This window comes from Avibacterium avium (assembly GCF_900454535.1).
Classification (GTDB): Bacteria; Pseudomonadota; Gammaproteobacteria; order Enterobacterales; family Pasteurellaceae; genus Avibacterium; species Avibacterium avium.
Map to the genome: position 1 here is coordinate 829,416 of NZ_UGSP01000001.1, position 13,081 is coordinate 842,496.

Sequence of the window (13,081 nt, forward strand, 5' to 3'; positions counted from 1 at the left end):
ATAAGAAAAAAGTGCGGTGGAATTTTTCAAAATTTTCCACCGCACTTTTATTTCAAGGCGTTGTTCCGTTGTTAGACGAGTTAGGCGTTGGTAATTGCTACGGCTTCACGCACTAAACGGCCGATTTCTTCCCAGTTATGGCTGTTGATAAGGGATTTTTCTACGAACCAAGAACCGCCGCAAGCCACTACGTTTGGAATGGCGAGATAGTCTTTAATGTTGTTTACGCTGATTCCGCCCGTTGGCATAATTTGTAATTGTGCATAAGGGCCAAGTAAGGCTTTGATCATTTTTACGCCGCCTGAGGCTTCGGCTGGGAAGAATTTCACTGCGGTTACGCCTAATTCTAATGCTGCTTCAATGGACATTGGGTTGTTCACACCCGGCATTACAGGAATATCCAATTCTTGGCAAAGTTTTACGATTTTCGGGTTAAAGCCTGGGGTAACAATGCAATCTGCGCCTGCATTTTTCGCTTGTACCACTTGTTCGCTGGTTAGCACCGTGCCAGCAGCGATTAAGATAGAAGGGTTATGCTGGCGAATTAAGCGGATTGCTTCTTCCGCTGCGGCTGAGCGGAAAGTGATTTCCACCACTGGTAAGCCGTTGCTGGCTAAGGTTTCCGCAAGGGGAAGAATATCCTGTGCGTTATCTAGGGCGATCACGGGGATCACTTTTAATTGGCGAAGTTTTTCAATAATTTGCGCTGTGTTCATTGCTTATTCCTCAGTTAAATTGATCAATTAGGTGTGCGGTGGCGTTTTTGTCAATAATCGCCCCTTTATGCTGAATGACGATGCCTGCGACTTGGTTACCTTGTTGGCAGCATTGTTGCGGTAATTTATCACGCAAATAGCCGTTTAAAAAGCCAGCGTTGAAGGCATCGCCTGCAGAGGTGGTATCCACCACGTTGGTTACAGGCGTGGTGGCAACATTTTGCTGGTTTCCTTGCTCATCACAGAATAATGCCCCTTCTTTACCTTGTTTCAACACGATATTTTTTACCCCAAGTTCTCTTAAGCGTTGCACAGATTGTGCAGGATCGTTGTCGCCCCAGAGTACTTGTTCATCATCAAAGGTGACTAAAGCAAGGTGAACCAGTGGATAAAGTGCGGTGTAAATTTCTTGCGTTTTTGCGGCAGATTCCCAGAGTTTCGGGCGATAGTTGCTATCAAAGGTAATTTTTACGCCTTGCGCGGCAAGCTGTTTGAGCTGTTCGATAAGCGCATAGCGATCGGCATCAGGCAAAATGGCAAGGGAAATGCCGCTGAGATAAATCATATCCATTTCTGCTAATTTATCTTGCACTTGCGGATAATCGGGGTGTTGCAGTAAGTAACGCGCGGCAGATTCTGAACGCCAATAAAGAAAGGTGCGTTCGCCAAATTTATCGAGTTGGATTAAATAAAGCCCTGCTTGGCGATTGGGATCGATAAGTACGCTGTCGGTGTGAATGTGATCTTGTTGCCAGTGTTGAATCATTTGCTGGCTGAGTTTGTCGGCCCCCATTGCGCTAATATAATGCACTTCAATGTCTTTTGGGGAACTTACGCGCGATAAGTAAGTGGCGGTGTTGAGGGTGTCGCCGCCATAGGTTTGCCACATATTACCAAATGGCTCGCCGTTTATCTCAATCATACATTCGCCGATAATTGCAATTTTTTTCACTGTTTCCTCCTTTATAATTAAAGTGAGTGAAATAATGCTGATTATAAGAGAATTAAGCCTTATCTTCAATAAAATTGAAATAGAGTTTCATTTCGTTTTGTTGCTTTTCAAAATTTATGCTTGTGTTAATATACTTAAAATATGTGTTTAAATTTTGAGAAGCTAAAATATGGAAAAAGATACCCAACCTGATGTTGTTTCTTCCGTGCTGAAAGTATTTGGTATTGTGGATGCCTTGAGCGAACAAAAAGAAATTGGTGTAACCGAACTAGCTCAGCGTGTGATGATGTCGAAAAGCACAATTTATCGCTTTTTGCAAACAATGAAGACCCTTGGCATTGTGGCACAAGAAGGAGAAACAGATAAATATCGCCTCACCTTAAAATTATTTGAAATTAGTGCAAGAGCCTTAGAATATGTGGATTTAATTGATCTTGCTAACAAAGAAATGGAAGCGATTTCTAAGCAAACAGGCGAAACCCTGCATTTAGGCGCATTAGACGGCAGCGAGATCATTTACTTACACAAAATTGATTCTACTTACAGCTTAAGAATGTATTCGCGCGTTGGACGCAGAAATCCGTCTTACAGCACGGCGATTGGTAAAGTGTTGCTTTCCGCACTTTCTGACGAAGAAGTGGAAAACTTGTTGAAAGAGGTGGAATTTGTTCAGCATACGGAAAATACGCTGAAAAATATTGACGAATTAAAACAAGAGCTTGCCTTGGTTCGCCAGCAGCATTATGCGGAAGATAAAGAAGAACAAGAAGTGGGGCTACATTGTGTGGCTGCGCCAATTTATGATCGCTTAGGGCATATTGTGGCGGCGATTTCTGTTTCCTTGCCGCTAGTGCGTTTTGAGAAAGAAAACTTAGCGCATTTAGTGGAAATGTTGCACCAAGCGGGACGAAATGTGTCAAAACAACTTGGCTATCAACATTATCCTGTGGCGGAATAACATTGAGAAAAATTTAAGGCGGCTTGTTCCGCCTTATTTTTTATGGTGATTAGTTAGCGCAAAACCTTAGCGAGAAAAGTGCGGTGGTTTTTTGCTATTTTTTTGCTTTGTCGGGAAGATACAGGGATAATTTTGATGAAAAGGCCGTTACGCCTTTACGCAATAAATTATTTTTCCCTCTGGTGGAGCGTCCGCAAAGCCATTCAATTCCTTTCGTTATGATGTTTTGCTGTTGTAAACAAGCTTGGGCAAAAGGAGCGTTGGGATATTGTTGATGTTCAAACAACGCCACAATTTCTTGTGTGGCTTGTGTGCCAATAATGCGCAAATTAATGGCGGGAATGCGAATATCGTAATCTCGCTGTTCAATGGCAAGGGGCTGTTCTTCAGTTTGCCAGAAAGGGATTTTTTGGCTGCCATAAAGTAACAAAATGAAAGGACGTAATGACCACAAACCACTTGCAGCGCCACTATAAGGATCAACTAGTCGTCTGTCTTTTTGCAATAAGCCTTGTGTTACATTGCCGTGCGCAATGGCATCTTGCTGAATAAAGAAATGCGTTAGGCAAGATAAAATACGCTTACCTTGCCCATTGCTTTTTTGTTGTTGGATCATTGTGCTAATTAAAGCGGTAGGTGCGGCGAAACGGTAGGGTAGGCTGCGCCCGAAAAAAGCAAAACCTTGTGGCGCAAATAAATAGTGAAAATCTTGACAAAATTCCATCGCACTTTGCTGAATGAAAGTGCGGTCAAAATTGGGTGAAATTTGATCGAGCCAAAATAGCCCATAATGGAAGCCCCAAGAGTTGTAATAATCGAAATTGCCTTTCTCACCATCACGAAACCAGCCATTACCCACATAAAATTCTTTAATTCGTTGATAGCGTTCGTGGTTAATTTCATCAATACCAGTAAGATCTTTTACTACAAACTGCACTAATAAAATAAACAAATGCCAGTTGTTGTCCACGGTTTGCACTTGGTTAATTTGGCGTAACCAATCAATGATTTGCTGTTTTTGCTGGGCGTTGTAATGCGTCCAAACGTGTTCTTTGCTTAACCACAGAGCCAAAGCGAAATCCGCACTTTCGCAGATTGTTTGCTGAAAACTTTTTAATTCTCCCCAATAGCCTGAATGGCTGGGATCAGTGGCATTGAGAAAGCCAGCGGATAAGGCCTGTTGCACTTGCTTAACAAGAGTGGGATTGGTATTAGGTTGATAATGTAAATAGGCAGCTAACAAAGGATAGTTGCGTGCAGCTCCTTCAATGGAATCGGAAACCATTCCTTGTTCAGAAGGATAGCCGTGATAATCGGCACGAGCATAGCCATCATTGGCATAATGAAGAAAGGAGCGGATAAAATAACTCACCAATAATTCAAACTTTTCTTGCGAAAAGGTGGAATCTTTTGTAAATGCCTGTTTGAGCTGTTTATCAATAAGAGGATCAGTATTGCCAAACAAGGCTTTTCGTTTCACTGAACGCTGCAATCTTTCCTTAAATGCCCGCCAATAATCCCGTAAACGAGGATGTTCGTGAGCTAAATAAGGTCGTTCAGTAAAACGAATTTGAGGTTGGGTTGGCATTTATCCGCTCCTAGTTGCACTCACTGAACATTCAGTGAGTGCGTGCTGTTAGGCTTTTGGTGCCGCACAGCTTTCCAGTTGTTTTTTCATTTTTTTCGTTGGGCCAGTAATGAATTCCACTGGACGCCAAGAATCACCAGTTTTTTCTAACCAAGGCAATAATTCTTCTTTGATCAGTTTTTGTACCAATTCAGGATTGCTATCTGCAATATTCTTCATTTGGTATGGATCTGCCACATTATCAAAGAGTTTATATTTCAATGGTTCGCCATCTTGACGATCAACTTCTAATGTGTGAGTTTTGGTGCGCACGCCACGTCTGCCAAAAGAAGGTTGACCATAAGGCACAAAGAGATAGAGCTGAGAAGTTGGGCTAACCCCTTTGTCGTGTAGCACTTGTTCTGCCAAGCTCACCCCTTCCACGCTATCTGGAATGCTATCTTTGAAACCAAGAAGATCTAAGATGGTTGGATAAATATCTGGCGCAGACATTAAGCTCTCATTCACACCCGCAGGGATTTTGCCCGGTAAGCGGAACATCATTGGCACGCGCATTGATTCTTCATAAATATTATTTTTGGTTGGCGCACCGTGAGAACCCATACAACAACCGTGGTCAGAGAAGAACACTACTAAGGTGTTGTCTGCCAAGCCTTGTTTGTCAAGTTCGGCAAGAATGCGGCCAAATTGGTCATCAACCCCTGAAACCATCGCCAAGTATTCTTTGAAATATTGCGGACCGTAGCCTTCTTGATATTTTTTATCCCAATCTACATTTGGGCGTGTGTTGAGTTCTTTAGAACTTTGCGGATACATATCAAGATATTTTTGTGGCACTTGATCATAAGGGGAATGAGGTGGGTTCATTGAAACCACTAAGGCGAACGGTTTGCTTGGATCGCGATATTGATTACCTTCATTGCGAAGATATTTAATCGCCATATCTGCCTCGTGTTCAGGCCCCCATTGATCAACATATTCAGGGTATTCACGCGGCGTGTCATTGCCCCAATACATTGGTTTTAAATGAAGATCATAAGTACCATAAGAATACCAGAAATCAAAACCGTGACGGCGATCTGGTGGTGTCCAATCATTCCAATAGCGTCCTTCCATTGGGTTGTTGTAGCTCTTAATGTACGGCTCTTGCGGCACGTCCAAATGCCATTTACCAATGTAACCTAACGAATACCCCTCATCTTTTAATACATCAGACCAACATTTTGCATAAGGGGAAAGTTCAATCCCTACTTTGCCACCGTAATCGTGAGTATTGCCTGTTACACCGTTGTGTAATGGATATTTACCTGTCATTAACATTCCACGGAAAGGCGAACAAAGCGGATAGTTTGATGCCATTTGATCCATCACCTTAGCTGTTTTAGCAAAGGCATCAAGATGGGGGGTAATAGCTGGATCTTGATGTTTAAATCCTTGTGCCATTGCACGCATTTCATCAGGAAAAACTAACAGTAAATTTAAGGGTTTTTCTGGTTTTTTGCTCGTACAGCGGTCTTTTTCTGAAGCCATAGCGGTTTTAGATACACCCGCTGATAATGCTGCAGCAGCGCCTGTTGTTGCAACGCCCTTTATAAAATTACGACGTGAGATACTCATCTTATAGCTCCTCAAACGTTTAAGTAGGATAGATTAGTTACACTTTGTTGTACGAATATCTAAAACAAAGTACGGTCATTTTTTCATAAAAATGACTGCCTAACCATATTTTAAAACATCGTTTTACAAAAAATATTTTATTTTGTGAATTAGATCACAGATTTTGATTTTGGTATTTTTTTGCTTTGATTTCTTTCGTTATAATCATCTTAAAACAATATGAAAGTGAAATTTCTTTCATAATGACGAAAACGAAATTTAGTATACCGAAAAGGAAGTAAATAAAAATGAGTATTTTGCTAAACCTAATCCAACGACATAAAGCGGGCGAGGCAACCGGAATTTATTCGGTTTGTTCTGCTCATCCCCTTGTATTAGAAGCGTCATTGTTGCAGGCAAAACAAGATCAAACGCCATTACTTATTGAAGCAACCTCTAACCAAGTGGATCAATTTGGTGGTTATACAGGAATGACACCTGCAGATTTTCGCCACTTTGTTGAAAAATTAGCAGATGAAGTAGGATTTCCGCGTGATCAATTAATTTTAGGTGGCGACCATTTAGGGCCTAATCGTTGGCAAGGATTAACCGCTGATGAGGCAATGGCAAACGCAGAGAAACTTATTGAAGCTTATGTTGCAGCAGGATTTGAAAAAATTCATTTAGATTGCAGTATGTCTTGCAAAGGCGATCCTGTACCTTTGTCTGATGAAATTGTGGCAGAACGTGCCGCTCGTCTTGCTGTAGTTGCAGAACAAACGGCAGCGAAAAATGGCTTTGCTGATCGCATCGTTTACATTGTTGGCACAGAAGTTCCTGTACCAGGCGGTGAAGCAGAAGAAATTGCCGAATTAGAAGTAACTTCACCAAGTGCCGCGAAAGCCACCATTAATGCTCATCAACAAGCCCTTGCTCGCGTTGGGTTAGAACATATTTGGCCACGCGTAATTGGTTTGGTGGTGCAGCCAGGCGTGGAGTTTGATCACACTAAAGTGATTGATTTTATTCCAGAGAAAGCGCAAGCCTTAAGCCAAGTGGTCAATGATTATGAAAATCTAGTGTTTGAAGCACATTCTACTGATTATCAAACAGAAGAAGCTTACAAAGCCTTAGTAAAAAATCACTTTGCGATTTTAAAAGTTGGGCCGGCATTAACGTTTGCATTGCGTGAGGGTTTATATGCTTTATGTGCAATGGAAGACTATTTATTCCCAGCAGAACAACGTTCCAACTTACTCGCCGTGCTTGAAGAGCAAATGTTAGCACACCCAGAAAACTGGCAAAAATACTATCACGGCACAGAATTAGAGCAACGTTTTGCAAGAAGTTTTAGCTTTAGTGATCGTATTCGTTATTACTGGACAAATCCTGAAATTGCTGCGGCAGTGGAGAAATTGTTAGCGAATTTTGACAATCTGGATATTCCATTACCACTATTAAGCCAATATTTACCAGAGCAATATGTTGCTGTGCGCGAAGGCACACTTGCACCACGCGGTAGAGAATTAGTGCTAGACAAAGTCCGTGCAGTTGTTCGCCAATACGCCTTAGCAAGTTTTTTCAATAAATAATTGAGGATAGATAAGATGACAAGTTATTTAGGATTTTCAGAAAGCGAATTAGTGGCAGGCAAAGCCATTATGACCGCAAAAGAAATTGAGCATCAGCCTCAGGCTTGGTTACAAGCATTACAGACAGTGGAAGCGCAACGTCAGCAAATCTTAGATTTCATTGCGCCTGTAATGAATGCAGCAAATGGACGTGTGATTTTCACCGGTGCAGGAACCTCAGCTTTCGTGGGGCATTCCTTACAGCCTTTCGTTTTAACCTTAACGGATAAACGAGTGGAATCCATTGCCACAACAGATATTGTGTCTAATCCTTACCAATATTTTGCACAGGACGTGCCAACCTTATTAATTTCTTTCGCGCGTTCAGGCAACAGCCCTGAAAGTGTGGCTGCGGTAGAGTTAGCCAATCAGTGTTTAACCAATTGCTATCATTTATTCATTACTTGTAATGAGCAAGGCGCGTTATATCAAAATGCGCAAAAAAATGACCGCACTTTAGCCTTATTAATGCCACCACAAACCAATGACGGCGGTTTTGCAATGACATCTAGCTTTAGCTCAATGATGTTATCCGCGCTTTCAGTGTTCTTATTGCCAAAAGGCTCAGTAGTTGAACAGCTACAATTTATTTGCGATGCCACAGAAAAATTGATCCCACGTTATGTGGATTATGCACGCCAACTTTCTAAGGTTGATATGGAGCGCATTATCTATTTAGGTAGTGGTGGCTTACAAGGCCTTGCACAAGAATCTGCGTTGAAAATTTTGGAATTAACCGCAGGGCGTATTGTGGCAACCTATGATTCACCACTTGGTTTCCGCCACGGGCCTAAATCTATTGTGAATCCTAAAACAGTGGTCGTAGAATTTTTATCAAATCAACCTTATACCCGTTTATATGATCTTGATTTATATAATGAATTGCGCCGCGATAATATCGCAAGTCGCGTTGTATGTTTAACTGCGCAAGCAGGCGTGGGAGGTGAAGATGTGATTGAAGTGGAAGGCTTTAGCAATGCACCAGATTATGCCTTGTTATTCCCATACATTGTCTTTGCGCAAGTGAATTCATTTTATAGTTCTTTCAGTCGTGGTATCACCACCGACAATCCTTGCCCAACAGGTGAAGTAAACCGAGTGGTTCAAGGCGTTATTATTCACCCATTTAATTCATAATTAAGGAGATTTTTATGTCAGCACCTAATATTGTATGGACACGAATTGACGAGCGTTTACTACACGGACAAATCCGTATTACTTGGGGTAAACACTCAGAAGCCAATTTGATTTTAGTGGCAAACGATGAAGCAGCAGAAGGCCCAAATGCGGCATTTATGCAAGCGGGTATGAAAGCTTCAGCGGGTGGTGAATATGCTGTGCGTTTCTTCACAATCCAAAAAACCATTGATGTGATTCATAAAGCATCGCCACAACAAAAAATCTTTATTTTATGTAACAATCCAACAGATGTCGCACGCTTAGTTGAAGGTGGTGTGCCTATCAAACATTGCAATATCGGTAATATGCACTTCCATGAAGGAAAAAAACAATTGACTAAAACGGTTTCTGTTGATGAAAAGGATCTTGACGCGTTCCGCCGTATGGTGAACGCAGGGGTAACTTGCACAATCCAAAATACGCCGGACGCACAAGAAATCGATATTAAACAATATCTTTAATACTCAATAAGGAGCGTTTATGTTAACTGAAGCATTATTAGTCGCCGTTTGGGCGTTCTTCTGTGGTATCGATAAATACGATGTCGCATTAAATATCCACCGTCCGTTAATCACAGGGCCTGTTGTGGGCTTGATTATGGGGGATTTGCAATTAGGCTTAATCACAGGTGCAACACTGGAATTAGCTTGGTTAGGTTTAGTGCCTAATGCTGGGGCTCAGCCACCAGATGTAACAATGGGTACTATCGCTGCAGTGGCTTTCGCCGCAATGACAGGTCAAAGTGCAGAAGTGGCAATGGGTGTAGGTATGCCAATTGCGGTGTTAATGCAAATGTTGGTGATTGGTTTCTTCGCATTAACTTCATTCACAATGGGTAAAGCCGATGAGTATGCGGAACAAGCGAATCCAAATGGTATTGATTTCTTATTGATTTCGACGATTTCATTACGTTCATTAATGTATGCAATCGTTGCCTTTATTACCGTGTACTTTGGTGAACACGCAGCAGATTGGATCAACAATAACTCACCAAAAGCATTATTAGAAGGCTTAGGCTTAGGTGCGCGTTTAGTTCCAGCAATCGGTTTTGCAATGTTATTAAAAATTATGTGGTCAAAACAAGTTGCGGGTGTGTTCTTCATCGGTTTCGTTGCAACCACTTACTTAAAACTACCAATTATGGCCGTTGCAATCATCGGTGGTTCAATCGCAGTACTTTATTTCTACTTCTCAGGTAACAGCAATAACAACAACCAATCACAAGCACAGGAGTTCGAAGATGGAATCTAAAAACGTAAATAATCAAGTAAATCTTGTTGATGATATCGATGCGTATCAAGATCAAACCGTTCGCAAAGTGATTACAAAAGGTGATCTTTGGAAATGTGCGATTCGTGGTTTGTTTATGGAAGGGAACTTCAACTTTGAACGTATGCAAGCAGGTGGTTGGGCATATTCAATTATCCCAGCGTTGAAAAAAATTCACGGTAACAATAAATATGATTTAGCGAAATCATTGAAAAACCACCTACAATTCTTCAATGCAAGTCCAAAACTCTTTACTTTCTTGCTTGGTACAGCCATTGCGATGGAAGAAAATAAAGAAAAACCATCTACTATCAACGTAATGAAAGTAGCAGGTATGGGGCCAACTGGAGGTATCGGTGATGGTATCGACCATATGACCATTATGCCATTAACTCTTGCATTAGGTTCATCTATTGCCATTGAAGGATCGATTGCGGGGCCGTTCGTGTTCTTTATCCTATATCAAATTTTACACTTCTTTGTGTACTTCAGCTTGATGTTTATGGGATATAAAGCCGGTACAGCTGCGATGGTAAATATGAGTGATTCTACCGAGCGTTTAGCTAAAGCGGCGAACATTATGGGTATTTTCGTTATCGGGGCATTATGTGCGACCTTTATACGCTTTAAAACCACGGCAACCATAGAAATGGGGGGAAAAGTGGTGGAATTACAGACCGCACTTTTCGATAAGATTATGCCAAACTTGTTACCATTAGCCTTAGTTTTCCTAATGTTTAAATTAGTAAAAGGCACAGGCTTCTGGGCAAAACCACCAGTATTGATCTTCAGTATGCTTGCTTTCGGTGTGGTTGGACATTTAATCGGCATTATCTAATGCACAGTTGAGTAATCAATGAAATCAGGGAATGAGAGCTATCTCATTCCCTCCACAATAACAAGAAAAACAAGGACAGCTTATGTTAGGTATCGTGGTATCAGGTCATATTAATTTTGCTTCGGGTATGCGTTCTGCTGTACAAGCTATTGTTGGCGAACAACCGCAATTAGAATTTGTTGATTTCTTAGAATCTATGTCCACTGATGAGCTAGAAGCCCAATTATTAGCGGCGAAAGAGCGTGTAAACTCAGGGGACGGTGTGTTATTTTTAGTGGATCTTTATGGCGGTTCTCCTTGTAATCGTGCAATCAATCTCTTATTGCAAGATCCTAATGTCGAAGTAGTGGCTGGCACAAATTTATCAATGATCGTCAATGCGGCATTAGAACGTGAGGAATTCACCTTGCGTGAATTAACGGATTGTCTTGCCAATGGCGAATTTAGCCAAATTAAAGATTTACGCCAAGATCTTGCCGCACTTTCGCAAGATGATGAAGACGAAACAGACGGACTATAAGCATTCTGGCTTAAAATAAAAGAGGAAAAATTATGAACCCTCAACAACAGCAAACTCTTGCATTGATGAAAAAAGTGTATCAATGGCAGGCAGCACATCAAACTCGTACCGTTGTACGCCGCACAGGTCGCATTCGTTTTATTAAAGACACAGACTGGGATCGCGCGGTATTTTGGGCAAGCGTGTCCAACGCGTGGAAAGTAACAGGTGAACAAACCTTTTTAGATGGGGCATTAGATTACACCTTGCACACGGGTTTCCGCACAGGACCACATTTACGCTTTGCTGATGATTTGGTTTGTGCACAATCCTATCTTGATGTGTATCCGTTATTTAATCAACCAGAAGCCTTAGAGCCAACCATCAACTTTGTAGAAGATATGCTGGCAAATCCAAAACCAGGGCGTGAAGATTGGTGGTGGTGTGATTCACTTTTTATGGCACCACAAGTGTTTTTTGCTTTATCCACATTAACGGGCGAAAGCAAATATCGTGATTACGCAAACCAAGCGTGGTGGGATTCTGTTGATCACTTACAAGATAAAGAAACGGGCTTGTTCTATCGTGATTACCGTTATATTCCAGATGGCAAAGGCGGTGAATTGCGTGAAGCCAATGGTGAAAAAGTCTTTTGGGGACGTGGCGTAGGTTGGGTGATTGCAGCGATTCCACGCTTATTCCGTGATATGCCCGAAGACTATCCAGAACGTGAGCGTTATTTAACCCTTTATCGTCAGCTTGCAGAAATCGTTTTACCATTCCAACAAGAAGATGGTTTCTGGCGAGCGAGCTTACTTGATCCGCAAACGTTCCCTGCGAAAGAGAGCAGTGCAACGGCATTATTCTGCTACGCATTAGCTTGGGGGATCAATCAAGGCATTTTAGATCGTGCAACTTATTTGCCAGTGGTTGAAAAAGCGTGGGCTGCATTAGAAAGTGCGGTCAATCCTGAGGGCAAATTAGGCTGGATTCAGCTTCCTGCTTTCAATCCGCGTGAAGTGAAAGAAGAAGACAACATCGATTACGGTGTAGGTGCTTTCTTACTTGCAGGAGCAGAAATTTATCAATTACAAGCCGAATAACGGTAACTTTTAATTATTGAATTAAGGAAAGAAAAATGAAAATTGCATTAATGATGGAAAACAGCCAAGCGGCGAAAAATCCAATTATCTTAAATGAGTTAAAAAACGTGGTTGAGCCGAAAGGGCATAGCGTTTATAACGTGGGAATGAACAGCGAGCAAGATCACCACTTAACTTATATCCACTTAGGGATTATGGCGAGCATTTTATTAAACTCAAAAGCCGTTGATTTTGTTGTAGCGGGTTGTGGAACAGGGCAAGGTGCATTAATGTCATTAAACCTGCACCCAGGTGTGGTGTGCGGTTACTGTTTAGAACCAGCGGACGCATTTTTATTCGCACAAATCAACAACGGTAATGCGTTATCTTTAGCCTTTGCGAAAGGATTCGGCTGGGGCGCAGAGTTAAACGTGCGTTATATGTTTGAAAAAGCCTTTGAAGGTGAGCGTGGTCAAGGCTATCCAGTTGAACGTCGTGAACCTCAAGTTCGCAATGCTGGCATTCTCAATCAAGTGAAAACGGCGGTGGCAAAAGACTATTTAGACACCTTGCGTTCAATTGATCCAGAATTGGTGAAAACAGCGGTAAGCGGTGAGCGCTTCCAACAATGCTTCTTCGACAACTGTCAAGATGACGCAATTCGTGCTTACGTTACTGAAGTATTAAATAGCTAATTTGCTATTAATAAAGGGGAAATAGGACATTTCCCCTTTCAAAGATAATTCTGTTTAAACTAAAATTATCATTTCCCT

Annotated in this window: 13 protein-coding genes; 9 read left to right on the forward strand and 4 right to left on the reverse strand. The window is 41.7% G+C overall.

Annotated features, from left to right (window positions below; translation table 11 throughout):
- Positions 1-80 precede the first annotated feature (80 nt).
- Both DYC50_RS04165 and DYC50_RS04170 read right to left on the reverse strand, forming a co-directional pair.
- Positions 81-716 carry a bifunctional 4-hydroxy-2-oxoglutarate aldolase/2-dehydro-3-deoxy-phosphogluconate aldolase gene (locus DYC50_RS04165; RefSeq protein WP_115249112.1) on the reverse strand — a complete coding sequence of 212 codons (636 nt, stop codon included), beginning with the start codon at positions 714-716 and terminating at the stop codon, positions 81-83.
- A 10-nt stretch (positions 717-726) separates the two neighbouring features.
- The gene (locus DYC50_RS04170; protein ID WP_115249113.1) at positions 727-1,668 is read right to left on the reverse strand and encodes a sugar kinase; all 942 of its coding nucleotides are present in this window, start codon (positions 1,666-1,668) and stop codon (positions 727-729) included.
- 169 nt (positions 1,669-1,837) lie between these two features.
- On the opposite strand from DYC50_RS04170, the gene kdgR reads away from it, so the two are divergent.
- Positions 1,838-2,626 (forward strand): DNA-binding transcriptional regulator KdgR, encoded by a 789-nt coding sequence (kdgR, locus tag DYC50_RS04175; RefSeq protein ID WP_115249114.1) that lies wholly within the window; start codon positions 1,838-1,840, stop codon positions 2,624-2,626.
- Positions 2,627-2,720: 94 nt separating this feature from the next.
- Here kdgR and DYC50_RS04180 read toward each other — a convergent pair whose 3' ends face one another.
- Both DYC50_RS04180 and DYC50_RS04185 read right to left on the reverse strand, forming a co-directional pair.
- Positions 2,721-4,214: a DUF2264 domain-containing protein gene (locus DYC50_RS04180; protein ID WP_115249115.1), complete on the reverse strand. Its 1,494-nt coding sequence runs from the start codon at positions 4,212-4,214 to the stop codon at positions 2,721-2,723.
- A gap of 48 nt (positions 4,215-4,262) precedes the next feature.
- Positions 4,263-5,831, reverse strand: coding sequence for a sulfatase family protein (locus DYC50_RS04185; protein WP_115249116.1), 1,569 nt, complete (start codon positions 5,829-5,831; stop codon positions 4,263-4,265).
- 287 nt (positions 5,832-6,118) lie between these two features.
- Here DYC50_RS04185 and kbaZ point away from each other — a divergent pair, with 287 nt between their 5' ends.
- The 8 genes from kbaZ (at position 6,119) to DYC50_RS04225 (ending at position 13,003) form a co-directional block, all read left to right on the forward strand.
- Positions 6,119-7,402 (forward strand): tagatose-bisphosphate aldolase subunit KbaZ, encoded by a 1,284-nt coding sequence (gene kbaZ, locus DYC50_RS04190; protein ID WP_115249117.1) that lies wholly within the window; start codon positions 6,119-6,121, stop codon positions 7,400-7,402.
- 15 nt (positions 7,403-7,417) lie between these two features.
- Positions 7,418-8,578 (forward strand): SIS domain-containing protein, encoded by a 1,161-nt coding sequence (locus tag DYC50_RS04195; RefSeq protein ID WP_115249118.1) that lies wholly within the window; start codon positions 7,418-7,420, stop codon positions 8,576-8,578.
- 14 nt (positions 8,579-8,592) lie between these two features.
- A complete protein-coding gene (gene agaV / locus DYC50_RS04200) occupies positions 8,593-9,081 on the forward strand; it encodes a PTS N-acetylgalactosamine transporter subunit IIB (protein ID WP_115249119.1) in 489 nt (162 codons plus the stop codon).
- Between the two features lie 19 nt (positions 9,082-9,100).
- Positions 9,101-9,871, forward strand: coding sequence for a PTS N-acetylgalactosamine transporter subunit IIC (agaW, locus tag DYC50_RS04205; protein ID WP_103853301.1), 771 nt, complete (start codon positions 9,101-9,103; stop codon positions 9,869-9,871).
- Positions 9,861-10,727 (forward strand): PTS system mannose/fructose/sorbose family transporter subunit IID, encoded by an 867-nt coding sequence (locus DYC50_RS04210; RefSeq protein ID WP_103853300.1) that lies wholly within the window; start codon positions 9,861-9,863, stop codon positions 10,725-10,727. The genes agaW and DYC50_RS04210 overlap by 11 nt, the downstream gene beginning before the upstream one ends.
- A gap of 82 nt (positions 10,728-10,809) precedes the next feature.
- The gene (agaF, locus tag DYC50_RS04215; RefSeq protein ID WP_115249120.1) at positions 10,810-11,247 is read left to right on the forward strand and encodes a PTS galactosamine/N-acetylgalactosamine transporter subunit IIA; all 438 of its coding nucleotides are present in this window, start codon (positions 10,810-10,812) and stop codon (positions 11,245-11,247) included.
- Between the two features lie 32 nt (positions 11,248-11,279).
- Positions 11,280-12,329, forward strand: a complete 1,050-nt coding sequence (locus DYC50_RS04220; RefSeq protein WP_115249121.1) for a glycoside hydrolase family 88/105 protein — start codon at positions 11,280-11,282, stop codon at positions 12,327-12,329.
- Between the two features lie 35 nt (positions 12,330-12,364).
- Entirely contained in the window at positions 12,365-13,003 is a 639-nt protein-coding gene (locus tag DYC50_RS04225; protein WP_115249122.1) for an RpiB/LacA/LacB family sugar-phosphate isomerase, read from the forward strand.
- The last annotated feature ends 78 nt before the right edge of the window (positions 13,004-13,081 follow it).